Annotated in this window: 23 protein-coding genes; 14 read left to right on the top strand and 9 right to left on the bottom strand. The window is 66.2% G+C overall.

Annotated features, from left to right (window positions below; genetic code table 11):
• Window position 1: 1 nt before the first annotated feature.
• Genes QHG62_RS20040 through QHG62_RS20030 form a run of 3 tightly spaced genes read right to left on the bottom strand, consistent with a single transcriptional unit; the run spans window position 2 to window position 2,938 of the window.
• Window positions 2–1,063, bottom strand: coding sequence for a maleylacetate reductase (locus QHG62_RS20040; RefSeq protein WP_281147439.1), 1,062 nt, complete (start codon window positions 1,061–1,063; stop codon window positions 2–4).
• 4 nt (window positions 1,064–1,067) lie between these two features.
• Window positions 1,068–1,937 carry an intradiol ring-cleavage dioxygenase gene (locus QHG62_RS20035; protein ID WP_281147438.1) on the bottom strand — a complete coding sequence of 290 codons (870 nt, stop codon included), beginning with the start codon at window positions 1,935–1,937 and terminating at the stop codon, window positions 1,068–1,070.
• A gap of 23 nt (window positions 1,938–1,960) precedes the next feature.
• Complete coding sequence (locus tag QHG62_RS20030) at window positions 1,961–2,938, bottom strand: amidohydrolase family protein (protein WP_281147437.1); 978 nt, start codon at window positions 2,936–2,938, stop codon at window positions 1,961–1,963.
• A gap of 351 nt (window positions 2,939–3,289) precedes the next feature.
• On the opposite strand from QHG62_RS20030, the gene QHG62_RS20025 reads away from it, so the two are divergent.
• Window positions 3,290–4,678, top strand: coding sequence for an MFS transporter (locus tag QHG62_RS20025; RefSeq protein WP_281147436.1), 1,389 nt, complete (start codon window positions 3,290–3,292; stop codon window positions 4,676–4,678).
• 52 nt (window positions 4,679–4,730) lie between these two features.
• Here QHG62_RS20025 and QHG62_RS20020 read toward each other — a convergent pair whose 3' ends face one another.
• A complete protein-coding gene (locus QHG62_RS20020; RefSeq protein WP_281147435.1) occupies window positions 4,731–5,504 on the bottom strand; it encodes a M48 family metalloprotease in 774 nt (257 codons plus the stop codon).
• Between the two features lie 234 nt (window positions 5,505–5,738).
• On the opposite strand from QHG62_RS20020, the gene QHG62_RS20015 reads away from it, so the two are divergent.
• The 6 genes from QHG62_RS20015 to QHG62_RS19990 all read left to right on the top strand — a co-directional run bounded on the left by QHG62_RS20015 (window position 5,739) and on the right by QHG62_RS19990 (window position 10,347).
• A complete protein-coding gene (locus tag QHG62_RS20015) occupies window positions 5,739–6,155 on the top strand; it encodes a hypothetical protein (protein WP_281147434.1) in 417 nt (138 codons plus the stop codon).
• 135 nt (window positions 6,156–6,290) lie between these two features.
• Entirely contained in the window at window positions 6,291–6,635 is a 345-nt protein-coding gene (locus QHG62_RS20010; protein ID WP_281147433.1) for a hypothetical protein, read from the top strand.
• On the top strand, window positions 6,632–8,056 hold the full coding sequence (locus QHG62_RS20005) for a TolC family protein (protein ID WP_281147432.1): 1,425 nt from the start codon (window positions 6,632–6,634) through the stop codon (window positions 8,054–8,056). Before QHG62_RS20010 ends, QHG62_RS20005 begins: the two co-directional genes overlap by 4 nt.
• Window positions 8,057–8,086: 30 nt before the next feature.
• Window positions 8,087–9,511, top strand: a complete 1,425-nt coding sequence (locus QHG62_RS20000; RefSeq protein ID WP_281147431.1) for a multicopper oxidase family protein — start codon at window positions 8,087–8,089, stop codon at window positions 9,509–9,511.
• Between the two features lie 21 nt (window positions 9,512–9,532).
• Entirely contained in the window at window positions 9,533–10,033 is a 501-nt protein-coding gene (locus QHG62_RS19995; RefSeq protein WP_281147430.1) for a cupredoxin domain-containing protein, read from the top strand.
• A 20-nt stretch (window positions 10,034–10,053) separates the two neighbouring features.
• Window positions 10,054–10,347, top strand: coding sequence for a copper-binding protein (locus tag QHG62_RS19990; protein ID WP_281147429.1), 294 nt, complete (start codon window positions 10,054–10,056; stop codon window positions 10,345–10,347).
• 8 nt (window positions 10,348–10,355) lie between these two features.
• On the opposite strand, the gene QHG62_RS19985 is transcribed toward QHG62_RS19990, so the two are convergent.
• A complete protein-coding gene (locus QHG62_RS19985; protein WP_281147428.1) occupies window positions 10,356–10,685 on the bottom strand; it encodes a four-helix bundle copper-binding protein in 330 nt (109 codons plus the stop codon).
• Between the two features lie 200 nt (window positions 10,686–10,885).
• Here QHG62_RS19985 and QHG62_RS19980 point away from each other — a divergent pair, with 200 nt between their 5' ends.
• On the top strand, window positions 10,886–11,821 hold the full coding sequence (locus QHG62_RS19980) for an alpha/beta fold hydrolase (RefSeq protein ID WP_281151721.1): 936 nt from the start codon (window positions 10,886–10,888) through the stop codon (window positions 11,819–11,821).
• Window positions 11,822–11,825: 4 nt separating this feature from the next.
• On the opposite strand, the gene QHG62_RS19975 is transcribed toward QHG62_RS19980, so the two are convergent.
• Window positions 11,826–12,374, bottom strand: a complete 549-nt coding sequence (locus tag QHG62_RS19975) for a DUF4142 domain-containing protein (protein ID WP_281147427.1) — start codon at window positions 12,372–12,374, stop codon at window positions 11,826–11,828.
• 241 nt (window positions 12,375–12,615) lie between these two features.
• Between QHG62_RS19975 and QHG62_RS19970 the strand changes: the two genes are divergently transcribed.
• Together QHG62_RS19970 and QHG62_RS19965 are read left to right on the top strand one after the other, a co-directional pair.
• Window positions 12,616–12,879 carry a hypothetical protein gene (locus QHG62_RS19970; RefSeq protein WP_281147426.1) on the top strand — a complete coding sequence of 88 codons (264 nt, stop codon included), beginning with the start codon at window positions 12,616–12,618 and terminating at the stop codon, window positions 12,877–12,879.
• The gene (locus QHG62_RS19965; RefSeq protein WP_281147425.1) at window positions 12,876–13,610 is read left to right on the top strand and encodes an alpha/beta hydrolase family protein; all 735 of its coding nucleotides are present in this window, start codon (window positions 12,876–12,878) and stop codon (window positions 13,608–13,610) included. Before QHG62_RS19970 ends, QHG62_RS19965 begins: the two co-directional genes overlap by 4 nt.
• A 3-nt stretch (window positions 13,611–13,613) precedes the next feature.
• Here the strand turns inward: QHG62_RS19965 and QHG62_RS19960 are convergent, their stop codons facing one another.
• Complete coding sequence (locus QHG62_RS19960) at window positions 13,614–13,820, bottom strand: hypothetical protein (RefSeq protein WP_281147424.1); 207 nt, start codon at window positions 13,818–13,820, stop codon at window positions 13,614–13,616.
• A gap of 234 nt (window positions 13,821–14,054) precedes the next feature.
• Here QHG62_RS19960 and QHG62_RS19955 point away from each other — a divergent pair, with 234 nt between their 5' ends.
• The 4 genes from QHG62_RS19955 (at window position 14,055) to QHG62_RS19940 (ending at window position 17,738) form a co-directional block, all read left to right on the top strand.
• Window positions 14,055–14,972, top strand: a complete 918-nt coding sequence (locus QHG62_RS19955; protein WP_281147423.1) for a manganese catalase family protein — start codon at window positions 14,055–14,057, stop codon at window positions 14,970–14,972.
• A gap of 19 nt (window positions 14,973–14,991) precedes the next feature.
• On the top strand, window positions 14,992–15,918 hold the full coding sequence (locus QHG62_RS19950; RefSeq protein WP_281147422.1) for an NAD(P)/FAD-dependent oxidoreductase: 927 nt from the start codon (window positions 14,992–14,994) through the stop codon (window positions 15,916–15,918).
• A 99-nt stretch (window positions 15,919–16,017) separates the two neighbouring features.
• On the top strand, window positions 16,018–17,199 hold the full coding sequence (locus QHG62_RS19945) for a zinc-dependent alcohol dehydrogenase (RefSeq protein ID WP_281147421.1): 1,182 nt from the start codon (window positions 16,018–16,020) through the stop codon (window positions 17,197–17,199).
• Between the two features lie 17 nt (window positions 17,200–17,216).
• Window positions 17,217–17,738: a hypothetical protein gene (locus tag QHG62_RS19940; protein ID WP_281147420.1), complete on the top strand. Its 522-nt coding sequence runs from the start codon at window positions 17,217–17,219 to the stop codon at window positions 17,736–17,738.
• 20 nt (window positions 17,739–17,758) lie between these two features.
• On the opposite strand, the gene QHG62_RS19935 is transcribed toward QHG62_RS19940, so the two are convergent.
• The gene (locus QHG62_RS19935; protein WP_281147419.1) at window positions 17,759–19,642 is read right to left on the bottom strand and encodes an ABC transporter ATP-binding protein; all 1,884 of its coding nucleotides are present in this window, start codon (window positions 19,640–19,642) and stop codon (window positions 17,759–17,761) included.
• Window positions 19,531–23,412, bottom strand: coding sequence for an FAD-dependent oxidoreductase (locus QHG62_RS19930; protein ID WP_281147418.1), 3,882 nt, complete (start codon window positions 23,410–23,412; stop codon window positions 19,531–19,533). The genes QHG62_RS19935 and QHG62_RS19930 overlap by 112 nt, the downstream gene beginning before the upstream one ends.
• Window positions 23,413–23,462: the final 50 nt, after the last annotated feature.

Genomic DNA, 23,462 nt, shown 5'->3' with positions numbered 1-23,462 from the left:
CTCAAGGCCTCGGCGGCGCGCCATCCATTGCCCGGCCGAGCAAGGCGTGCAGCGCCACCCGTTCGAGCGGGCGCGGATTCGGGTACTGGTTCGAAGCCGCCAATTCCACGGCCCTTTCGAGCCCATCAGCCGGCATGCCGAGTGCCTTCAGCGACACGGGGGCGCCATGGGTTCTTGCCAGTTCGAAAAAGCCCATGGCCGCATCCGCGACGCCAAGGGCCCTCGCGATGCGCGCCATGGCCTCCGGCGCCGCCCCGGCGTTGTATTGGAGCGCATGCGGAAGAACCACCGTGTGCACTGGCGCATGCGGCAGGTCGAACGTGCCGCCCAGCGTGTGGCACAGCTTGTGGTGCAGGCCCATCGAGACGGCTCCCAGGACCGTTCCGCAAAGCCAGGCGCCGTAGAGCGCCAGGCTGCGCGCAGGCAGGTCGCGCGGGTTGTCCCGAAGCGGCTGCAGCGACGCCGCGCACGCGCGAATTCCCTCTTCGGCCATCAATGCGATCACCGGATTTCCGTCGTGCGCGTACAGGCCTTCCGCCGCGTGGGCCATCGCGTTGATCGCGCTTGCGACCGTCAGGTCCCTCGGCAATGACAGCGTGAGCTTGGGGTCGTAGACCACCACGCTCGGAAGCACGCGCGGGTCGCGCCCGGTCTTCTTCAGGCCGTCTTCGGTAATGCCGTAGATGGGCGTCACTTCGCTGCCTGCATAGGTCGTCGGCACCGCAATGATGGGCAGGCCGGACTCCAGGGCAATGGCCTTGCCGAGCCCGATGGTGGATCCGCCGCCTACAGCCACGGCGCAGTCGGCCTCCAGCTCCGAAGCGAGCATGCGCGCCTTGCGCGCAGTTTCGATCGGCACGTGCATGGCGGCCTCGTCGAAGATGAATGCGACGCGGCCGGGAAGCCGGTCGGCAATGGCCTCGGCCTGGGCGCGCTGGTTGGGCGTGCACAGGACCAGAGCGCGCCGGGCGCCCAGGCGATCGATCTCCGCCGGAAGCTGGTCGATGCTGTCTGCACCGAAGACGATGCGCGAAAGGTTTGCGGTGTAGACGAAGCGGTCCATGCTTCTAGTCCTTCAGCGCAGGGTTCAGCACGAAGTCGTAGTCGAGCGTGTAGAACGGTACGTCCATGCGTTTTCCGTCCGGAGCCACGCCGGGTTCGTGGCGCTTCCAGTCGGCAATGAGCGAGGAGCGCACGCCGAACACGGCGTCCGAATTCAGGTAGCTGCCGCCCGAGCGGAACACATGGGTGATGAGCGTCTCGTAACCCGGCGCCTTGATTATGAAATGCAGGTGCGCAGGGCGCCACGGGTGGCGGCCGAGCTTTTCCAGCAGCTGGCCCACCGGCCCGTCGTGAGGAATGGCGTAGGGCACAGCCACGATGGATTTGAAGTAGTAGCGCCCGTCCTCGAGGCCGCTCAGATGACCCCGTCCCTGCGCATGGTCCAACTCGGGGCGCTGCACGTCGTACCAGCCTTCATCGTCGGACTGCCACACGTCGATGCTTGCATGGGCAATCCGTTCGCCGCCGATCCCCCGGATGGTCCCGCTGACGAAGCAGGGTTCGCCGCTCGCGCCGTTCGAGATGTCGTCCCCGTGGTTGTACTCCGGCGCGTCGGGTACGTAGAACGGGCCGAACACGGTTGCCTCGGTGCATCCTGCGGGGCGCCGGTTGCACTGTGCGGTGACGAGCGTCGAAAGGCCCAGCACGTCGGACAACAGGATGAACTCCTGGCGCTTGTCGTCCGTGATCTTTCCGGCACTCGTTAGAAAGTCGATGCCCAATGCCCACTCGGCTTCGGTGAGCTGCACCTCGCGTGCGAAGTCGTGAAGATGCCGCACCAGGCTGTCCATCACGGTCTTCAGGCGCGGGTCCGGTGCGGCGCCCTGCGCCTTCAGCGTGGCGCCGGTGATGGTCCACTCGTCGATGTCGATCATGCGTGCCTGCCTTTCCGCGCGGCTCAGGACAGCTTGAACAGCGACAACGCGTTGGTGCGGCCGATCTTCTTCCGGTCGGCCTCGCTGATGCTCGTGTCGTTGAACCAGTTCGATGCATGGTCGACGTTCTCGAAAGGCCAGTCGGTCGAGAACAGGATCCGGTCCGATCCGACTTCCAGCATCGCGTCGATCAACGTCTGGGTGCGGAAGTTGCCCGAGGTCGTGAGGTAGAAGTTTTCGTGGAAGTAGTCGCAAAGCTTGCGCTTGGCCGGGTAGCCTTTGGGCGTTTCGACCCAGGCGTTGCGATGATCGACACGCCACATGTTGTAGGGCAGGCCTTCGCCCAGGTGGCCAAGGATGATCTTGAGGCCGGGGTGGCGGTCGAAGAGGCCACTTGCCATGAGGCGCAGCGCATGCACCGCGGTTTCTTGCGCAAAGGCCCACGTGGGGCCGAGCAGCCACGGATGGCCTTCATAGATCTGCGACCAGCTTGCGAGCGGGTTGCGAGGATGCAGATAGAACGGTGCGTCGAGGCGTTCCACCGCGGCCCAGAAGGGCGCGTACTGCGGCGCGTCGTAGTAGACGGCGTTGTCAGGCGTGCCGACCTGCGAGAACCCGTTGACCAGCGCGCCGCGGAAGCCGAGCTCGGTCATGCACCGTTCGAGTTCCTGCGTCGCCTTCTCGGGGTCCTGCATCGGCAGTGCCGCAAACGCCTGGAAGCGGTCGGGCCGCTTTGCCACCTGTTCGGCGAGAAAGTCGTTGGCGCGCACCGCGAGCTCGTAGGCTTTCACCGGATCAGGCACCGCCTGGACGGCGGGCGCGTTCAGCGAAAGGATCATCATCTCCATGCCGTTCTCATCCATCTGGCGCAGCCGCCCGTCGTGGATGTCGAGAAGGCGCCTGCTGAGCTCCTTCCAGTACACACCGGGCACAAAGCCGGCCGAATCCTGCAGCGTGTCCGGAATTGCGAAATGTTCTTCGAGGCCGATCTTTCCTTGCATACCTGTCTCCTTTTGTGCGGCGCACCGCAAACACCTGACTCACGGCAGCTCCACAGCGGTGCTTAGCCTGCGGCCAATCTACGGGCGCCGAAAGCATGGGTCCAACAAAGATCGGTGATAGCGCGCATTCGAAGATCGTATGAAGGGGAGAACAGGTACACCCCGGGAGCGTGGCCTATGGGTAGACCCGCCCCAACATTCACAGGCCGCATAGAGGGCATCCGAAAAATGCGTTGGACCTGCCAAACCGGCGCGCCCATGATCGCCAGCACCGCCGGCCACCTGCAGCTCCCACGCGAAGCCAGGGCGGCGCACAAGGCATCTTTGCCATTCGAACCGGAGACAAGAGTCATGCGTCAAATCGACCTTCACAAGCTGGCAGACGACGCCCGCTTCAACCGTTTTCATGGGCTGGTGCTGTTCTGGTGCGCGCTGATCATCGTGTTCGACGGCTACGACCTGGCGGTCGTCGGCATTGCGCTGCCTTCGATCATGAAGAAGATGGGTGTCGACGCGACCAATGCCGGGTTCATGGTCAGTTCCGCGCTATTCGGCATGATGTTCGGTGCGATCTTCATGGGGACCATCGCCGACAGGATCGGCCGCCGGTGGGCAATGGCTGCTTGCGTCGGCCTCTTCAGCGTCTTCACTGCCGCGGCGGGGCTGGCCGAAAGTCCCGTCGCATTCAGCGCGATGCGTTTCCTGGCCGGGCTCGGCATTGGAGGCGTCATGCCGAATGTGGTGGCGCAAATGACCGAGTACTCGCCCAGGAAGATCCGCGCCACGCTCGTCACTCTGATGTTCAGCGGCTATGCCGTCGGGGGAATCATCGCGGCGCTGCTGGGCAAGGGGCTCATAGAGGCCTACGGTTGGCAATCGGTGTTCTTTGCGGCCGGCCTGCCGGTGGTCCTGATTCCGTTCATCCTGAAGTCGGTTCCGGAGTCGATGCCGTTCCTGCTGGCCAAGGGCCGGACCGAAGAGCTGAAGAAGATCGCCTCGCGGCTCGAGCCCGGCTATCAGCCGCTGGCCACCGACAGTTTTGCCGTTCCGGCCAAGGACAGGGCCGACAGCGCACCGATCAAGCACCTCTTCTACGACGGCCGCGGATTCAGTACCGTGATGTTCTGGATCGCGTTCTTCATGTGCCTGTTCATGGTCTTCGCGCTGAGTTCGTGGTTGACCAAGCTCATGGCCAGTGCGGGCTACAGCCTCGGGTCGGCGCTGACTTTTGTCGTGGTGCTGAACATCGGTGCGATGGTCGGTGCCATCGGAGGCGGGTGGCTCGCCGACCGGTTCCACATCAAATACGTGCTCGCGGGAATGTACGCGCTGGCGGCCATTTCGCTCACTCTGCTGGGCTACAGGATGCCGGCACCGGTGCTGTTCATTCTGATCGGGCTGGCCGGTGCATCGACCATCGGCACGCAAATCGTGGCCAACGCCTACACCGGGCAGTTCTATCCGATGGCCGTACGCGCCACCGGCCTCGGATGGGCATTGGGGGTCGGACGCAGCGGTGCGATCCTGGCGCCGATCCTGATCGGCGTGCTGGTCGGCATGAATCTTCCGCTGCACCAGAACTTCATTGCCATTGCGATTCCGGCCGTCATCGGCATGGTCGCAGTGCTGCTCATCAAGCACGACCGCTCGGCATCGGCATCGGCGTCCGCGCTGCGCGCGGAATCCGGCTCTGCGTTGAACAAGGTTGCGGCGGGGGTGCCCGGAACGCCCGGAGGCTGATCCGCCTGCCGGTGGTGCAAAAAAAAGGCCGGGATTGCCCCGGCCCTTGCCTTTACTTGGCCTTGGTGTCGAGGCGCTTCTGCATTGCGGCAGCGCGCTCGCTCGACGGCGGGTGCGAGCTCAGGATCGAGCTGCCCGAACTGCCGCTGCTGAGCGCAGCCAGCTTCTGGAAGCTGCTCACCAGACCCTTGCGCTCGAGCTTGCGTTCAGTGAGCAGGTCGAACGAGTAGTTGTCGGCCGCGCTCTCTTGCGATTGGGAGAACTGGGCGTTGATGAACTTCTCGCCCAGGTCACCGGCTTGCGACTGCGACAGTTGGCCCACCACACCGCCGGCTGCGCTGGCAAGGCCGCGAACGGCCGAGGCCGCGTACGCGGTTTGCATGCGTGCCTTCGAATGGCCCAGTGCCACGTGGCCGATTTCATGGCCGATGACGCCGCGCAACTCGTCGTCGTTCATCAGGTCCATCAGGCCGCTATAGACACGGATGCAGCCGTTGGCCATGGCCCAGGCGTTCACGTCCTTGGTCAGGTAGACCTTGTAGTTGGCCGTCTTGCCGTTCACGCTGTTGGGCATGGCGCGCACCACCTGGTTCAGCCGCGTGGTGTAGCGGCTGTTGGCGGGTGCGACTTCGTTCTTCTGGTCCATTGCGGCGCAAGACTGGTCGGACATCGTTGCAATGTCCGCGTCGGTCAGCGACATGGCCTTGTAGGCAGAGCCGCCGACTTGCGCGAGAGCGCCGGTGTCTCCACCCTTCATGGCTCCGCAACCTGCGAGGGCGGCAGCCATGACGACGGAGACGGCGATTGGTAGTTTGAGATGGTGCATTGGAGCTCCCCTTCTTATGAATATTAAAAGTCAGTGCATCGAGCTGGCCGCGCCGCATCGCCCGACATTGCATCGGCGCGCTGCGCGGCAGCGGCGACATCATAGGTGAGCCGAAGCGCTCGGAGCCAAGGCTTTTTCGCTGCAACGCGTCTTGTAATTCTTTCGTTGGATGGCCGCGCAACCAATCCCGCACCAGGTTTGCTGGTGTTGCGCCCGTCGTTAGAATTGCGGCATATGTATCGGGTCCGCCTGTTCGTTCTTTGGGTCATGATGATCGCCGTGCCGTTCCAGGGGTACGCGGCGGTCGCCATGGTCTTTTGCGGACCGGACCACGGCGGTGCACCTGCGGCTGCAACGGCCGCGGCCGAGCACAAGCATGGCGACGGACACGCGGACCATCACCACGCCAAAGCCCAGGACGAAGCAAAGCAATCTGCCGGCCATGGCGCCGACAAGACCGCCAGTGCCGAGCCCGACGCAATGCACAAGTGCAGCACGTGTGGTACCTGCGGCGCATGCCACGGCACCGCTCTGATCAGCACGCTTGAGCTTCCGGTGCTCCATGGCCTGCCTCGCGCAGACCTCGCGGAGCCGCCCTTCGCGATGGCCACGCTCGCGCCTCGCGTTCTCGACAAACCTCCTCGCGCCTAACGCGTTCGTGTGCGTGCACGCGCGCCTGTGACCTGGTCACGGCCGCCGCTGCCGCGAACGCTCATGCATCGCTGCGCCGCGCCCGTTCCGGGCCGCCTTGGCGCACTCCGTTCATGAACACGTTGCGAGGACTCCATGTTCCATCCATTGCCGGCCCGTTGGCTGGCTGTATTTCCTGCCATGGCGGCGGTGGCTGCCATGGCGCAGCCCGCGCCGGGCGAAGCGCCGGCGGCTGCGCCCCCAGCCCTGACCTACAAGTCCGCGCTCGAGGGCTACCGGCCTTTCACTGACGAAAAGCCCATTCCGTGGAAGGAGGCCAACGAGACCGTGCGCCAGCGCGGCGGTTGGCAGGCCTATGCCAAGGAAGCGGCGGGCAGCGGCACCGCAGGGACCGAGCCGCCCAAGGGCCAGTCGGATGCGCCTGCCGCGCACCAGGGCCACACGATGCCCATGCCACCCAAGAAGGAGCCGCAGCCATGAAGCCCGCCCTTCGCCTGGGCGCCGCCGCATTCGCGGCCGCCCTGCTGGCAGGCTGCGCCTCGGTCGGGATCGACGATGCGCTGCAAGAGACGAACACCACTGCCCGGCAGTTCACCGGCGGCAAGCTCGAACTCAGCCGCACGCAAGAACAGCGCGACCGCCGCTCGGCGCTCACGCAGGAGCTGCTCTCCAAGCCGCTGTCGCAGACCGATGCGGTGCAGCTCGCGCTGGCCAACAGCTCCTCGGTGCAAGCCCTGGTGGCGCAGGGCTGGGGCGACCTTGCCGCGGCCAACCAGTCGAGCCGCTTGCCCAACCCGGTCTTCACCTTCGAGCGCATGCGCCTGAACAGCGAACTCGAGCTCGGCCGGCTGCTGTCCTTCGGGCTGGTGGATCTCATCCTGCTGCCGCAGCGCCTGTCCATCTCGCGAAGCCAGGCCAGCCAGGCCAAGGTGCAACTCACCGGCGCCGTGATCGACCAGGTCACCCAGGTGCGGCAGGCGTGGGTGCGTGCCGTGGCGGCGCAGCAGACGCTGCACTATGCCGAACAGGTCAACCGCTCGGCCCAGGCCAGCGCGGAGCTTGCGCGCCGCATGCAGCAGATCGGCAACTTCAGCAAGCTGCAGCGCGCGCGCCAGCAGGTCTTCTACGCCGATGCGACCACTCAACTGGCTTCGGCGCAGCACGCCGCCACGGCTGCGCGCGAGGAACTAGTTCGCGCGCTGGGTCTGGACGATGCGCAGGCCGCCAGGCTGGCCCTGCCGGAACGTTTGCCCGATCTACCCAAGACGCCGCGTGACGCGAAGGAAGTGGCCGCAACCGCAACGGAGCAGCGTCTCGACGTGCAGCTCGCGCGTGCGCAGCTCGACGTGGCGGGCAAGTCGCAGGGCATCAATCTGCTGTCGACCTTCGTCGACGTGGAGGCGGGCGGCCGGCGCGACACGGTCTTCGACAACGCCGAGGGCACCAAGAGCACACGGCGCGGCTTCGAGCTCGACATGCGGTTGCCGCTGTTCGACTGGGGCTCGGCCCGGCGCGAGGCGCTGAACGCGCAGTCGCTGGCCGCGGCCAACCGGTACGACGCCACGGTGCGCGGCGCCTCGTCGCAACTGAGAGAGGGCTACTCGGCCTATCGCACCGCCTACGACATTGCGCGGCACTACCGCGACGAGATCGTTCCGCTGCGCCAGGCCATGGCCGATGAAAACGTGCTTCGCTACAACGGCATGCTGATCGGCGTGTTCGAGCTGCTGGCCGAAGCGCGCGACCAGGTTTCCAGCGTGACCAACGCCATCAACGCCCAGCAGCAGTTCTGGCTGGCCGATGCCGCCCTGGCGGCTTCGGTGATCGGAAAGCCCGTGGCCATGGGCGCCGCCGCAGCCGGCTCAGGCGGCGAGGCCGCCACCGCAAGCGCCGCCCACTGAGCGCGCACGCTCATCAACCCATTGAACGACATGACCAACAGACGCAACTTCCTGAGCGGTGCGGGTGCCATCACCGGCGCCCTGGCCGCGGCGAGCGTGAGCAAGGTGGCAATGGCCGCCTTGCCGGAGCCCGTGACCCGGACAACGCCCGACACCATGCCGCCGCTCGCGCCTTCGAGCGGGCGGCCCTACAACCCCGTGGTCACGCTCAACGGCTGGACCCTGCCTTGGCGCATGAACAACGGCGTGAAGGAGTTCCATCTCGTGGCCGAGCCCGTGGTGCGCGAAATGGCGCCCGGCTTCAAGGCCAACCTGTGGGGCTACAACGGCCAGTCGCCCGGCCCGACCATCGAGGTCGTCGAGGGCGACCGCGTGCGCATCTTCGTGACCAACAAGCTGCCCGAGCACACCAGCGTGCATTGGCACGGGCAGCGCCTGCCCAACGGCATGGACGGCGTCTCCGGCCTGACGCAGCCGCCGATCCGTCCGGGCAAGACCTTTGTCTACGAGTTTGTCGCGCGCCGGCCCGGCACCTTCATGTACCACCCGCATGCGGACGAGATGACGCAGATGGCCATGGGCATGATGGGCTTCTGGGTGACGCACCCCAAGGCCGAGCATCCGCTGATCGAGAAGGTCGACCGCGACTTCGTGTTCTTGCTCAACGCCTACGACGTGGAGCCCGGCAGCGCGACGCCCAAGATCATGACGATGCTGGACTTCAACCTGTGGTCCTGGAACAGCCGCATCTTTCCGGGCATCGATTCGCTCAACGTGAGGCTGAACGACAAGGTGCGTATCCGCATCGGCAACCTGACGATGACCAACCACCCGATGCACCTGCACGGGCATGAGTTCCTCGTCACCGGCACCGACGGCGGCCCGACCCCCAAGAGCACGCGCCAGTACGAGGTGACCACCGACGTGGCGGTCGGCCAGATGCGGCAGATCGAGTTCCTGGCCGACGAGGAGGGCGACTGGGCCTTTCATTGCCACAAGAGCCATCACACCATGAACGCCATGGGCCATGACGTGCCCACGATGATCGGGCTTGACCACGAGGACGTGGTCAAGCAGATCACCAACCTGGTGCCCGACTACATGGTGATGGGCGAGCGCGGCATGGCCGACATGGCCGAGATGGAGATGCCGATTCCCGACAACACGGCGCCCATGATGACGGGCCAGGGGCCGTTCGGCTCAGTGGAGATGGGCGGCATGTTCAGCGTGGTGAAGGTGCGCAAGAACCAGAAGCCCGGCGACTACAGCAACCCAGGCTGGTTCAAGCATCCGAAGGGCACGGTGGCCTACGAGCTGGACGGTCCGCCGCCGGAGCCTGCGCGCCAGCGCGGCGCAGGTGCGGCCGCCATGCCCGCGCGGAACATGCCCGCCAACAACATCGAAGTACAGGTCCGCAAGCCGGGCAAGGCCGGTTCCGGCCATGTCGGCCATTGATTTTTTATTGAAAGGAAAACCATGAAACACACGCTTCGCCATATCGCGTTCACCGCTTTCTCCGCCTTCGCCGCGCTGGCGGCCGCGGGCGCTTCGGCCACGGGCAACCACGCCGGTGGCCATGGGCACGATGCAGATGCCGCCATCGGTAAACCCGGCATTGCCGCCAAGGCGACGCGCACCGTCAACGTCGACATGGCCGACTCGATGCGCTTCACGCCGGCCGACATCGCCGTGAAGCAGGGCGAGACCGTGCGCTTCGTCGTCAAGAACTCCGGGCAGCTGAAGCACGAGCTCGTGCTCGGAACCGAGCAGGAACTCAAGGAGCACTACGAAGCCATGAAGAAGAACCCCGAAATGGAGCATGCCGATCCGAACATGGTGACGCTGGCCGCAGGCAAGACCGGCGAGATCGTCTGGCAGTTCACCAAGGCCGGCAAGGTCGACTTCGGCTGCCTGCAGCCGGGCCACTACGACGCCGGCATGAAGGGCGCCGTGAAGGTGGCCAAGGCCGCCAGGTAAACAAGGAAAGGAAAACCCAGATGCCGAACATTCGTATCGCACTCGCGGCCTTCGTTGCCGCACTTTCGCTTACCGGCGCCGTGGCCGCCGCGGAACTCACCGACGGCGAAGTCCGCAAGGTGGACAAGGACAACAAGAAGCTCACCATCAAGCACGGCCCGCTGACGGACCTGGACATGCCCGGCATGACCATGGTTTTCGGCGTCAAGGAAGACGCCTTGCTCGACAAGGTGAAGACCGGCGAGAAGGTGCGCTTCCAGGCCGAGAAGATCGACGGCAAGTTCGTCGTGACCGCAATCGAACCCGCGCAGTGAAAGGCGGTTCAGCCCGCCATTGAGCGGCACGCTGCCGCGCACTCCCGGCATGCCTTGGCGCATGCCTGGCAGTGCCCGGCCTTGTGCTTGGCGCATTCTTCGCCGCACGCCTGGCAGATGTCCGCGCACAGGGCGCAAATGGCTTTTGCATGATCGCTGCCGCGCGCCATTGCGGCGGCGGCAAACTGGCAGGCGGCCGCGCAGTCGATGTCCAGTGCGATGCACCTGGCCATCATGGCGACGTCGGTTTCCTTCAGGCACGAGGCCGCGCAGTGGTTGCACGCCGTGGCGCAGCCGTTGCAGGCTTCAATGCATGCGGCATAGGTTTCATGGGGCATTTGCTGACTCCTTGAGGCGTTCGAGAAAATGCTCTTCCCGCGACCATTTGCATGTGTAGGAAGAAGGCCCACTGGCTCGTGAGGCGGCGGCGACGCATGGCTGCCGCAGGAGCGTGCAACTGCTGGCCGCACCGACGCCCGCACCGGCGTTTTTCCTACCCCGCGGGCCTGGCCGGCGAAGAGCATTCGCCTTGAATTCGGTGTTTCTTCAACGCAGGAGCATTTCGCATGAGCACTACCTTACGCAGCAACGCCCCGGCCATGCCGATGCAACCGGCACCGCGCAGTTGATCCGTCATCACCGCGTTGCCGCAAACGGCATCGGCTTTCACCTGGCGACCTGCGGCCCGGAGGACGGGCCCGCGGTGGTCTTGCTGCACGGCTTTCCGGAGTTCTGGTACGGCTGGCGGCACCAGATGGAGCCGCTTGCAGATGCCGGCCTGCGCGTGATCGTGCCGGACCAGCGCGGGTATGGCGAATCCGACAAGCCCGGCGGCATCGGTGCCTATGCGCTCGATACGCTGGCTGACGACGTGTGCGGCATATGCGGCGAGCTGGGGCATGAGCGCTTCGCTGTCGTGGGGCATGACTGGGGAGGCATCGTTGCATGGCATCTCGCCGCACGCGAGCCGGAGCGGCTGAGCCGCCTTGCGATCCTCAACGCACCGCATCCGGCCACGTTGGCGAGCTATGCGTTCACGCATCCGCTGCAGGCGGTGCGCAGCGCCTATGTCGGTTTTTTCCAGATGCCTTGGCTGCCGGAGATGGCGCTGAGCGCAAACGACCACGCGCTGCTCGCGCTGGCCCTGACCGGCCGAAGCCCGACCGGAACCTTCGACGAGGCAACGCTGGCCAAATACCGCGAGGCGTGGTCGCGGGAGGGCGCGCTGAGTGCCATGCTCAACTGGTACAGGGCAATGCCGCTGGCACGGCCACTGACCCGGCGCATCGAAATTCCGGCAATGGTTCTCTGGGGCGATGAAGATCCGGCGCTCTCCAGCGGTCTGGCCGAAGCGGGCGCGGCATTCTGCGGCGCCTGCGAAGTGGTTCACCTGCCCGGCGCGACGCACTGGCTGCAGCACGAGATGCCCGAAGCACTGAATGAGTCGTTGATCGCGTTTCTTGCCGGAGCCTGAACGATCAGCGCATTGCCGAACCGAGCGATTGCGCCGCGTCGAGGTGCGAGCGCAAAGCAGGCAGCGTCCTGCTCGCCCAGGTGCGCAGCTCGGGGTCGCGAAGCTCGCGGCTTGCCCGCTCGAAGAGCGCAATGTCCGACTGGTGGTCTTCGATGCCGACGATACGGATGTACAAGCGGTCGAACTCGCTGCCGGCGGCCGACGCCAGGCGGTCCAGCTTGGCGCGCTTGTCGCGCGGGAGCACGCCGGGCAGCCGCATTCCACGGGCACGCACCAGATCCATGAGTTCGCTGTTGGCCATCGTGTGGTGGTCGATGAGCATCTGCGCGTAGCTTCGCACCTGGGGGCTTGTGGCACGGTACATGGCCAGCCGCGAGGCCTGCACTTCGTAGCGGCCGTTGCCGGCAGCCGCGTCGATGAACTGCGGGTCTTGAAGGCCGCCTGGGCGGACCGTGGCCGGGGCGGCGGGGCCTTGCGGGATCGAACATCCGGCTGCAAGCGCCGCCGCGCAGACGAGCATCAGGGCACGGGTAAGGGTTCGGAGCGTTTTCATTGTTTTCCTTGCAGCCGGGCAATGGCCGGACCTTCGCCTCTGCGAGGCTGGCCTCATCTATATGTCCGGGCCGCGCTGACCCGTGTCGGACGCCGGCTGCACCTGCGGCCTGCCAATCACTCGAATTCGCTGCAACTCATCAATTCCAGCGCGTGTAAAGTGACATCCCGTGAAATTTTTCACACTACGTAAGCGGTGCGAACTTTGCACTGCATCGAACCGGCAGAGCACAGGGGCAGCGATGGAGCTCATTCCGCAAGGGCGCTACTTTCATAAAGGATGGGAGATCGCCTTCTTCTCCGAAAAAGCAGCAAGCGGAGGCCAGAGTTCCGGCGTGGCCGAAGTGCGAAAGGAAGGCGAGCTCCGCTGTTCGCTGCTCTCCACGGGCAATTTCGAGAGCCGCAGCAACCTGTTCGAAAGCCTCAAGGCGCGCGGCATCCGGTGGATCGACGAGCACGAAGCCAGGAGAGACGTTGTTGCCGATTGGGAGGAGTCCCGCTCATGAGCAAAGACCTGGGTTCGTTGCCGCCATTGACACCCGAAGTCTTGCAGCACCGCTTCGCGCACAAGCCGGCAGTGCTTCTTGTACCCGGTTGGGACGACAGCAAGCACGAGCAGTACGACCGCATCGGCGCTGCGCTGGACGAGCAGGGCTGGTTTACGCGCCGCGTTGATTTTCCGGGGGACCGGCGCCAGGAGGTCTCGCGCGAGGAAATGAGCCGCGACCAGCATTTGAAAGAACTCGTTGCGGCATACGACAGCCTGGTGGCACAGCGGGTGGTCGAGGGGAGGGCCGTTGCCTTCATCGGCTTCAGCTATGGCGGCTACCTTGGCGCACTCTTGAGCGCCCAGAGGCCGCTCCACTGGATGGCGCTGCGCTCACCTGCGCTGTATCGCGACGAGGACTGGTTCGTTCCCAAGGAAGAGCTGGACAAGGACGAACTCGACCGCTACCGGCGCGGCGTAAGAAGCCCCGAGGAAAACGCGGCGCTTGCCGCATGCGAAGCATTTGAAGGCGACGTTCTGCTGATCGAATCCGAGGACGACGACACGGTGCCTCATCCTGCGGTCAAGAGCTACAAGGCGGCCTTCAGGAATGCGCGGTCCTTCGATTACCGCCTTCTCGAAGGGGCGGACCATGAGCTGTCGAGCAGGGCGGCGCAAAGCCGGTTCATCGATGAACTATTGCGCTGGATGAACCAGGTTACCGGCGGCGCCGCCGCTGCGCTGCGGTAGGCGTCAAGACTTCCGGCGCTTCAGGAAACCCGGCGCGTTCTCGCCTTTGCCGGGCTGCGCCTCGTCGTCGGCCATGTCTCTTGCCTCTTCCGGCGTCGTCGATTCATCCGCCTCGAGGTCGTTTGCGCGTACCTCGGCCTCGAGCGGCAGCTTGCCCGGCGTGAGGGGCGCGGATTCCGCCGGCGTGGCGGACGTTTGCTTCCGATTCATGACTGGTGCTCCTGCTGTTTCGGCAATGGCCATCCTCCTGCAGTCGGCGCGGCGGCAGGTCGGACGAAAAGTGCACGCGGTGCAGGCGCCGTCCTGCGCAAGAGTGCAGCCGGATTCAACCTACAGCAGTGTGGCGCGCATACCGAGTCCGAAGCGCATGGGAGTCTGCAACATGAAAAACGGATTTCGTTCTTTTCCGTTCTTTCAATCCCATTTGCCTAAGGAGCCCCACGCATGTTTTCTCACAACAAGCGACTGCAATACACCGTGCGCGTCAGCGAGACCAATCCCGGCCTTGCCAACCTCATGCTCGAACAGTTCGGCGGCCCGCAGGGCGAGCTGGCTGCCGCCTGCCGCTATTTCACGCAGGCCGTGGGCGAGGACGACCCCGGCCGCAAGGACATGCTGTTCGACATTGCCACTGAAGAGTTGAGCCACCTGGAGGTCATCGGCACCATCGTCGCCATGCTCAACAAGGGGGCCAAGGGCCGCCTCGCCGAAGGCGTGGATGCCGAGGCGGAGGCTTTCCGCAGCATCACAGGTGCGGGCAACGACAGCCATGTGACGCAGGTGCTCTACGGCGGCGGCCCTGCGCTGGTCAACTCCGCCGGCGTGCCCTGGACGGCCGCCTACATCGACACCATCGGAGAGCCCACGGCCGACTTGCGCTCCAACATTGCGGCGGAGGCACGCGCCAAGATCGTGTACGAACGCTTGATCAACCTGACCGACGATCCGGGCGTGAAGGAAGCGCTGGGCTTCTTGATGACGCGCGAGATTGCGCACCAGAAGTCCTTCGAGAAAGCGCTCTACGCCATCCAGCCCAACTTTCCGCCGGGCAAGCTGCCGGGCATGCCCGAGTTCACGAAGGTCTACTTCGACATGTCCAAGGGCGGCGAGGTGCGCGGTCCCTGGAACCAGGGCGAAAAATGGGACTACGTGAGCAAGCCCGAAGAGCAGATGGCCGTGGACGGCGGCTCCGGCGAACCTACCGTGCAGCTCACCGCCGAAGACCAGGCGGCGGTGGAAGCCATGGCCACCCGCACGGCTTCAGACCCGACCAGCAATCCGCCGACGGGTGCGGAGCTGGGCATGTCGGACGATGCCATCCTTGATGAGCTGGCAACCGAGCTGGGAAAACCCAAGATCTAGCTGCAAGGCGAGCTTCATCGTGCAGGCCCATTCCGAACCCGCCGCCGATGCGGTCGTTGTCGGCGGTGGTCCGGCCGGACTCATGGCGGCCATCTACCTGGCCCGCTTCCGCCGCTCAGTGGTGCTCGTCGACGCGGGCCAGAGCCGTGTCGAGAAGATTCCGCGCTCGCACAACTATCCCGGTTTTGCCGACGGAATTGCGGGCGCGAAGTTGCGCGACATGCTGCGTGCGCAGCTGCGCAGCTACCCGGTCCGCGTCGTCGAAACTTTCGTCGACCGGGCGGAGCGCGCGCCGGAAGGCTTTCGCCTGGCAACCCAGCAGGGGCCCATCGAGGGCAGACGGCTGCTGATTGCCACCGGCGTGACGGACATTCCGCCCGCCATGCCGCACGTGCGCGCGGCGCTGGATACGGGCGTGCTGCGCTATTGCCCGGTGTGCGACGCCTACGAGGTCATCGGCAAGGCCGTCGGCGTGTATGCCAACGGCCCGGCCGGCGTGGCGGAAGCGATCTACCTGCGTCACTTCAGTGCCGACATCACCCTGTTCATGGCACAAGGCGGGCCGGGCCTTGCCGCGGAAGAGCGGCGCCGCCTGGCCGACGCCGGCATCCGCTGGAACAACGCGCCTGTGGACGCCATACGCAAGGACGGCGAGCGCGTCGAGCTGACGCATGCAAGCACCCGGACGCTGTGCGACACGCTCTATTGCGCGCTCGGCCTGACCGTGCACTCGCGGATTGCGGTGGCGCTTGGCGCATCAGTCGACGGCACGGGTTACGTCCAGGTCGATGCCCACCATGCGACGACCGTGCCGGGCCTGTATGCGGCGGGCGATGTGTCCGCCGGCCTCAACCAGATTGCGGTGGCCATGGGCGGCGCGGCCATTGCGGCCTCGGCCATTCACCGCGAGCTTGGGCCCGACTGGCCGCCGCGCGCCGGCGCTTGACGCAATGTGGGTGCTGTCCGACGAGGCCTGTGGGTCTCTGCTTGCGCGGCGCACTCGCCCGGCGCAGATGCTGGGCCCGTATTCAAGAAGGAGCAACCGATGCTGGCAATGAACTACCGCGGCCCCTACCGGATTCGCGCGGTGCACAAGCCCGAGCCCGAGATCGAACACCCCGGCGACGCCATCGTGCGGGTGACGCGCTCATGCATTTGCGGGTCCGACCTGCACCTGTACCACGGCATGGTGCCCGACACGCGCATCGGCTCCACCTTCGGGCATGAGTTCACGGGCGTGGTCGAGGAGGTGGGCTCGGCGGTGCAGCACCTGAAGCCGGGCGACCACGTGCTGGTGCCGTTCAACATCTTCTGCGGCAGCTGCTACTTCTGCCAGAAGGAGCTCTACAGCAACTGCCATTCGACCAACCCGGAGGCCACGGCGGTGGGCGGCATCTTCGGCTACTCGCACACGGCGGGCGGCTACGACGGAGGACAGGCCGAATACGTGCGCGTGCCCATGGCAGACGTGGGGCCCACGGTGATTCCGGCCGACATGGACCTGGACGATGCCGTGCTGCTGACCGACGCACTGCCCACCGGGTACCAGGCCGCCGAAATGGGCGACATTCGCGAGGGCGACACCGTCGTGATCTTCGGCGCGGGGCCTGTCGGCATCTTCGCGGCCAAGTCGGCCTGGCTGCTGGGCGCGGGACGCGTGATCGTGGTGGACCATGTCGACTACAGGCTGGAGTTCGTGCGCTCGTATGCGCAGTGCGAGGTCATCGACTTCAAGCAGGTGGGCGACATGGCGATCCACATCAAGAAGATGACCGACGGCCTTGGTGCCGATGTGTGCATCGACTGCGTGGGCTGCGAGGCGGCGGGCAACTTTGCCCAGACGCTGCTGGGCGTCAAGCTCAAGCTGCAGGGCGGTGCGGCCACGGTGCTGCACTGGTGCATCAATTCGGTCCGCAAGGGCGGAACCGTATCGATCGTCGGCGTCTATGGGCCCACCTTCAACGCGGTGCCCATCGGCAATGCGGTGAACAAGGGGCTCACGCTGCGCATGAACCAGGCCAGCGTGAAGCGGCATCTGCCGCGCCTTATCGAACACATCCAGGCTGGCCGGCTGGAGCCGCGCCGCGTGATCTCGCACCGCATCGACCTGCGCGACGTGGCCGACGCGTATCACATCTTCTCGAGCAAGCTCGACAACTGCATCAAGACCGTGCTGGTGCCGCCAGGCATGGTGCGCGAAACCACCACCGCCGCCGCGAGCCTTTGATCGATTGGAGCGCACCAATGAACATGCAAGATCCTTCGAACACCCGTTCGCCGTCGCCCAGCCATGCGCACATCATCGGCTGGGGCGCCGACCTCGACCCCGCCATGCGCCCGGCCTACCCCAAGGAGCGCACGCCGCCGCGGCTGCCACACCCGGTGGAGCCGCCGGAGCAGCAGCACTCGCATGCGGAGGTGCTTCACTCGACCGAGCGCCCCGGCATCACGCCCATCTTCGGCAGCACCTTGCCGCCTTCGGGCCTGAGCGGCCGCTTGCGGCGCGTGGCGTTCCGGCATTCGGAAAACGACCTCCGGCACTGGCTCATGCTGCTGCTGGCAGACCGCGTGCAGATGGGCGAGGGCCTCGTCGAAGACATCTCGCGCGGGCACGTGCCGAATGTGTACGCCGAAATGGGCGGCCGCGCCGAGCTCAGGCACAACCCGATGGGCGCCGCACGCAAGGTGGCCATCGGCGTTGCCGCGCTGGCGCTCGTGGCCATGGCGTTCAAGGGGCGCAGGCGGACTCGCCGGCTGCGGGGCTAGGCGGCTGCTTCAGGAGGCAATCAGGGCGTTTCCTGCCCTTCGGCCTGCAGCCTCCAGAGCTCGGCGTACACGCCGCCGAGCGCGACGAGCTCGTCAGGCGTGCCGTCTTCGACGACGCAGCCGTTGACCAGCACGATGATCCGATCGAAGTTGGCGACGGTAGAGAGCCTGTGCGCGACGGCCACTACCGTGCGGCCATGCATCAGCCGTCCCAGTGCCGCCTGTATTTCCGCTTCGGAGCGGCTGTCGAGCGCCGAGGTGGCCTCGTCCAGCAGCAGCACCGGCGCATTCTTCAGCATGGCTCGCGCAATGCTGATGCGCTGGCGCTGGCCGCCCGAAAGGCGCGCGCCGCGCTCACCCACGACGCTGTCGTAGCCGTGCGGCAGCGCGCGTATGAAGTCGTCGCACAAGGCATGGCGCGCGGCGGCCACCACCTGCGCATTGGTTGCATCGGGGTTTCCGTAGCGCAGGTTCTCCATCACGCTGCGGTGAAAGAGCGATACATCCTGCGGAACCACACCGATCGCGTCGCGCAGGCTGTCTTGCCGCACCTGCGAAATGTCGACGCCGTCGACCATGACGCGGCCATAGGTCGGGTCCATGATGCGCCCGATCAGCCGGATGAAGGTCGACTTGCCCGCGCCCGACGGGCCCACCACGCCGAGCCGCTGCCCGGCCGGAATGACGAGGTCCAGATGCTCGAAGATCGGCCGCTCGTCGTTATAGGCAAAGCCCACGTCGTCGAAGACGATGGTGCCGGCGCGGGGCAGGAAGGGCGGCGCATGCGGCTTGTCCGAAACCTCGTGCGGCACCGTTACCACGTGCAGCATTTCGGCAATCACGCCGAAGTGCTGGGAAGCATCGACCAGCGACAGCGCAAGCTCGCGCGAGCCGTGCAGGATGCGAAAGGTCAGCGCACTGATCAGCACCACGTCGCCCGCCATGTTCTCGCCCGCGCGCCAGGCCTCGACCGCCCAGATCAGCATCGAGCCCGCCATGAGCCACATGCACAGGTCGTGAAAGGCGCGGGCCTTTTCAAGAAAAAGCCAGCTGCGGCGCTGGGCCTGCGCCTCCAGGCCGAAGGCTTCGTGCAGCCGCCGGTATTCGCGCTCGCGCGCCGAGAAGGCCATGACGGTGAAGATGTTGGAGACCACGTCCACCAGCTCGCCGCCGACCTGCGACGCCTTTTCTGCAAACGCCTGCTGCAGGGGCCGCACGCGCAGCCCGAAGAAATACATGAAGCCCGCCACCACCGCCACAAAGGCGATCAGCGTGAGCGCCATGCGGATGTCGATGGTGCACAGCACCACCACGGCGCCCAGAAAGTCCACGCAGGGCGGCAGGATCTTCCAGATGAGCGTGCCGAAGATGGCGCCGGTGGCGCCGGCCGTTACCGTGATGCGGTTGCCCAGCGACCCCGCGAGATGGCGCGAGAAGTATTCGAGCGAATGGCCCGAGAGATGGCGGAACAGGTCGAGCCGCACGTCCACGCCCGTGCGCACCACGGTCAAGCAGCCGAGCCAGCCGCTCAGCCGCCAGAAGGCGCTTTCGGCGCCGATCAGCACGATGAACAGGGCGAGCCACTGCCACACCGCGCGCGAGGTGCGGTCTTCGCTGGCCATCGTGTCGACGATCAGCTTCATGCCGTACTGCACGCCCACCGAGCATGCGGCGGCGGCAACGATCAGCGCGAGCAGCGCGCCGAAAGCCCCCCGCCGGCGCTGTACGTAGTGCCACAGGAAAGCGATGGGCCGGCCCGGCAGCGGGGAGGCGCCGGTTGTGGCCGCGGCGTTCAGGCTGCCACCGCCACGGCCGGTGGCGCCGGGTTGGCATTCAGGCCAAGCGCCGCTTCCGCCGCCTTGCGCCCGGCCACGAAGGCGTGGTCGGAGTTGTAGTACTCCCATTCGCTGTAGCGGCCCGCCAGCAGGATGTCGGCTTCGGCCAGCCAGTTGCGAATGGCTTGCACATGCGCCGCGCGCGCGTGGTCGTACACCACATAGGCGCAAGGCATGTCTACTTCGTTCGCGGCAAGAAGCTGGTCGTCGGGCCGCAGCAGCCCCACGCGCACGCAGTCGTCGAAGCAGAGGCGCACCAGCGCATCGCCCTCGGCCGGCAGCGGCTTCAGCGGCGAATAGGTGATCTCGCAGGTCAGGCCGAAACCGCCCGGCGCGTTGCAGTGCGGGCTGGCGTTGCCCTGCACGAAGATGCGGTGGAACACCGTGTCCTCGGGGTAGTAGATCCAGTGCTTGTCGGTGATGTTTTCGCGCGCCACGCCCAGGTTGACGCAGCGTACCGACACATGGCGCAGGTGGCGGGCGGCCTCGCGCACGAACGCCGGCGCCTCCGCGCCGATGGCCTCCACCAGCCGGGGCAGCGGCATGGTGCTGATCAGCGTGTTGAACGACACGGTACGGCCGTTGTCGAAAGTCACCGTCTTGCGCGAGGGCGACACGGCGGTCACCCGCGTGCCAAGCGCCAACTCTCCTTCGAGCAGCGGCAGGAAGCCGTTCATCAGCGCCTGGAAGCCGCCGCGCAGCGGGTAGCCGAAGCGTGCGTTGGGGCCGACGGGCTTGCGCACCGGTTGCAGCGCGCCCTCGATCATTTCTTCCAGGTCGGGCAGCGGCACGCGTCCGCCGAGCCAGGAGGTTTCCATCTCGCTGAGCGGCACGGCCCATAGCTTGCGGTTGTACGGAATGGCAAAGTGCTTGGCCACGCCTTCGCCCCAGACCTTGTAGATGAACTCCTCGAAGTTGCGAGGCGGTGTGGCGGGCGCGGCCGCATGCGGCACGGCTGGCGCAGGGCTCTCCAGCGCGGCGGGTGGCGCCGCCGCGCGCGAAGGGCCGGTGGGCGAAACGCGCAGCTCCGGCTTGCCGATGCTGCCGAAACGTGCCTCGATGGCGCCGATCAGGCATTCCTTGAGCACCGGCGGCGGCAGGCCGTGCAGCGCCGACTGGAAGGGATAGCGCGTATAGACCGACTTGCTGTAGATCCAGGCTTCGCGGTCTTGCCAGTGCACGTTGTCGCCGAGCAGGCGCTTGTACAAATCGAGCACGTACGGATCGTTGGAGAACATGATGTGCCCGGCGTAGTCGAAGGTGAAGCCCTTGTCCTCGACCGAGCGGCACCATCCGCCGACGGTTGCGTTCTGTTCGACCAGCAGGCTGCCACGGCCTGCGTGCAGTGCGGCGGCCAGGCCCGTGGGGCCGGCGCCCAGGATCACGGTGGCATACGCATCGGCCATTCCGTCGGCCTGCTCGTTTGCGGCCGGTGCCAGCGTGAGGGGCGCGAGCGTGTTGTTGCTGCTGGTGCCGTGCGCCTGCGGCGGCGCTTGCCTCGTGCGCTTTTTTTCGTCTTCCTTCTCGATCAGCGACGCCATCTCGTCGGCGGTACGGTCCCAAGAGGTGGCCCGCACGATCGCCTCGCACGCGGCGGCCCGCCGTGCCTGTTCTTCAGGGGCGCGCGTGAGCACGGCTTCGCATGCTTCGACGAAGGCTGTGCTGCCGTCGGCTATGGCCACCACGCCCGCATACGGGCCGACCACGTCGTGGATCGGCGTGCTGACCACGGGGCGGCCCGCAGCCATGTACTCGAGCGTCTTGGTGGGGCTGATGTAGCGCGTGGCCTCGTTCAGCGCAAAGGGCATCAGGCACACGTCCCAGCCGCCGATCAGCGCCGGCAGTTCGCCGTACCCGCGCTGGCCGAGCCAGTGGATGTTGGGCCGCTGCGGCAGCGTGGCGGGGTCTATCTTCACCACCGGGCCGACGGCCACGATCTGCCATTCGGCATTCGCGTCGGCCAGCGCGGCAAGAATGTCCAGGTCGATGCGCTCGTCGATCACGCCGCAATAGCCCAGCCGCGGGCGGCCGATGCCGGCCTGGGCCTCATGCTCCCGGTGGTCGCCGGGCGCGCGTGCGAAGTGGGCCGCGTCGACGCTGCTCGGAAAGCAATGCACGCCGGGGTGCCGCTCGCGCTTCGACTCGTACAGGCTCTGGCCTCCGGTAAACACCAGGTCGGCCGCCTGCAGCAGGGCGCTCTCGCGCTGCAGCAGCTGGCGCGGCGCGTGGCGAAATGCGGAGAGCTCGTCCATGCAGTCGTACACCACGCCGGCTGGCGAGAGCCCCGCGGCCAGCGGCATGGCCATGGGCGTGTAGAACCACAGCCAGTAGTCGTCGATGGCCGCTTCGCCCAGGTATTCGGCAAGCAGATCCTGCAGTTGCGTAATGTGGTCGTCGTGAAAGCCCGGCGCACTCGCGGTGAGGTGGGGGCGCAGCACCACCACGCCTTCGCAGGGCGACAGCATTTCGAGCACCGGCTGCGCTGCGCCCGGCATCGGCTCTTCGACGAACACCACGGGGAAGCGGTGCGCCAGCCGAGAAAGCAGCTGCTGCGGGCGCTGGTAGACAAAGTTCCAGCGCAGGTGGGAGAAGACGATCAGGTGGGTCATGGGCTTTCCTGGAGTTGAAGGCGATGAAGAAGGAGGTGCCTCGGTGCCGGCCAGAAGCGCCTGCCAGTGCTCCAGGCGGCGCGCCGACGGGCGGTGAAGGGTTCGCGCGCCCGTGCGTTCGTCCATGTCCCACAGGCCGCTGCGGTGCCAGGCGCGGGCGTCTTCCCAGTCGGGGCGGTCGATGAGGGGGTACAGGCAGATGCCTTGGAGCGGTACTCCGGCCGTCTTGCAGCGCATGGCCAGCGAGCCCACTTCGTCGATCCACTGCGCGCGCCCATCGCCGACATGGCCCGTCTCTGCGATGAACACGGGGCGGCCGTAGCGCTCGCACACCTCGGCCACCATGGCCACGGGATCGCGGCGGCGCGCATCGCGCAGGTGCCAGTGGAGGCGCTCGTTGGTCGGGTGCTCCCACTGGTTGTTGTGGTAGTAGTTGAGGCCCAGAACATCCAGGTAGCGCGGCGCGCCGCCCAGGCCCGGTTCGAGCCGGCCGCAGAGCATGTCCCAGGCCTGGTATTGCGCGGCGGAAAGCGCGCGCACCTCCTCGGCCCATTCGGGCTGGTCGCCCGTGGGCACGATGTGGATGATGGGATCGGTGTGCACGATGCGCGCATCCGGGCAGGTGGCCCATAGCGCATCGCAGGCCTGCAACGCGGCGCGCGCAAGGTTGCACTTGAGCTCGTAGCCGCGTTCGGGCGAGCCGGCCTGGAACGGATGGATCAGCGGCGTGCTGCTGGCGGCCCAGCTCAGGAAGGAGATCTCGTTGACGGGCTGGAAGAAAAGCGGCTCGCCATCGCTGCTGTCTTGCAAGGCGCGCGCAACCTGGTCGCAGAAGCCGGCGAGGCGCGCGGGAAAGTCGCGCGAAAACATGTCCACGCCGTCGGGCACACCGTAGTGGTGAATCGTCCAGATGACCTGCAGGCCGAACTTGCGGGCGGCCTCTGCGGTGCGTGCGAGGCGCGCCATTTCGGCGCCGGGCCCTGCCGCGGCGCTTGCGCGCCAGCCGATGCTCTCGCGGATGGTGCGAATGCCGAAGCGCGCGAGCTGGGCGTAATCCTCTTCGAGCCGCTCCCAATGACGATTGCTGCGGTTCATCAGCACCTGTTCGCCGCGGCTGTTCACATGGTCGGCACCTTCGAAGCCTCCCATCCAGAACGAGCGGAACAGTGGCTTGGCGGAGGGCGGCTGCGGCTCGCTGCGTTCTTGCGAAGGCGGTACGGCTGTGTTCAAGGTGGCTCTCTTCTTGTCGAGTGAACGCCGAGGTGGCGCGGCTCCTGTGC

Origin of the sequence: Variovorax paradoxus (assembly GCF_029919115.1) — a bacterium.
GTDB lineage: Bacteria > Pseudomonadota > Gammaproteobacteria > Burkholderiales > Burkholderiaceae_C > Variovorax > Variovorax paradoxus_O.
This window is presented reverse-complemented; position numbering and strand designations above follow the sequence as displayed.

Coding starts and splice junctions, on each gene's coding strand:
- QHG62_RS20040 (WP_281147439.1), bottom strand. CDS start 1,063: ATGGACCGCTTCGTCTACACCGCAAACCTTTCGCGCATCGTCTTCGGT.
- QHG62_RS20035 (WP_281147438.1), bottom strand. CDS start 1,937: ATGATCGACATCGACGAGTGGACCATCACCGGCGCCACGCTGAAGGCG.
- QHG62_RS20030 (WP_281147437.1), bottom strand. CDS start 2,938: ATGCAAGGAAAGATCGGCCTCGAAGAACATTTCGCAATTCCGGACACG.
- QHG62_RS20025 (WP_281147436.1), top strand. CDS start 3,290: ATGCGTCAAATCGACCTTCACAAGCTGGCAGACGACGCCCGCTTCAAC.
- QHG62_RS20020 (WP_281147435.1), bottom strand. CDS start 5,504: ATGCACCATCTCAAACTACCAATCGCCGTCTCCGTCGTCATGGCTGCC.
- QHG62_RS20015 (WP_281147434.1), top strand. CDS start 5,739: ATGTATCGGGTCCGCCTGTTCGTTCTTTGGGTCATGATGATCGCCGTG.
- QHG62_RS20010 (WP_281147433.1), top strand. CDS start 6,291: ATGTTCCATCCATTGCCGGCCCGTTGGCTGGCTGTATTTCCTGCCATG.
- QHG62_RS20005 (WP_281147432.1), top strand. CDS start 6,632: ATGAAGCCCGCCCTTCGCCTGGGCGCCGCCGCATTCGCGGCCGCCCTG.
- QHG62_RS20000 (WP_281147431.1), top strand. CDS start 8,087: ATGACCAACAGACGCAACTTCCTGAGCGGTGCGGGTGCCATCACCGGC.
- QHG62_RS19995 (WP_281147430.1), top strand. CDS start 9,533: ATGAAACACACGCTTCGCCATATCGCGTTCACCGCTTTCTCCGCCTTC.
- QHG62_RS19990 (WP_281147429.1), top strand. CDS start 10,054: ATGCCGAACATTCGTATCGCACTCGCGGCCTTCGTTGCCGCACTTTCG.
- QHG62_RS19985 (WP_281147428.1), bottom strand. CDS start 10,685: ATGCCCCATGAAACCTATGCCGCATGCATTGAAGCCTGCAACGGCTGC.
- QHG62_RS19975 (WP_281147427.1), bottom strand. CDS start 12,374: ATGAAAACGCTCCGAACCCTTACCCGTGCCCTGATGCTCGTCTGCGCG.
- QHG62_RS19970 (WP_281147426.1), top strand. CDS start 12,616: ATGGAGCTCATTCCGCAAGGGCGCTACTTTCATAAAGGATGGGAGATC.
- QHG62_RS19965 (WP_281147425.1), top strand. CDS start 12,876: ATGAGCAAAGACCTGGGTTCGTTGCCGCCATTGACACCCGAAGTCTTG.
- QHG62_RS19960 (WP_281147424.1), bottom strand. CDS start 13,820: ATGAATCGGAAGCAAACGTCCGCCACGCCGGCGGAATCCGCGCCCCTC.
- QHG62_RS19955 (WP_281147423.1), top strand. CDS start 14,055: ATGTTTTCTCACAACAAGCGACTGCAATACACCGTGCGCGTCAGCGAG.
- QHG62_RS19945 (WP_281147421.1), top strand. CDS start 16,018: ATGCTGGCAATGAACTACCGCGGCCCCTACCGGATTCGCGCGGTGCAC.
- QHG62_RS19940 (WP_281147420.1), top strand. CDS start 17,217: ATGAACATGCAAGATCCTTCGAACACCCGTTCGCCGTCGCCCAGCCAT.
- QHG62_RS19935 (WP_281147419.1), bottom strand. CDS start 19,642: ATGGGAGTACTACAACTCCGACCACGCCTTCGTGGCCGGGCGCAAGGC.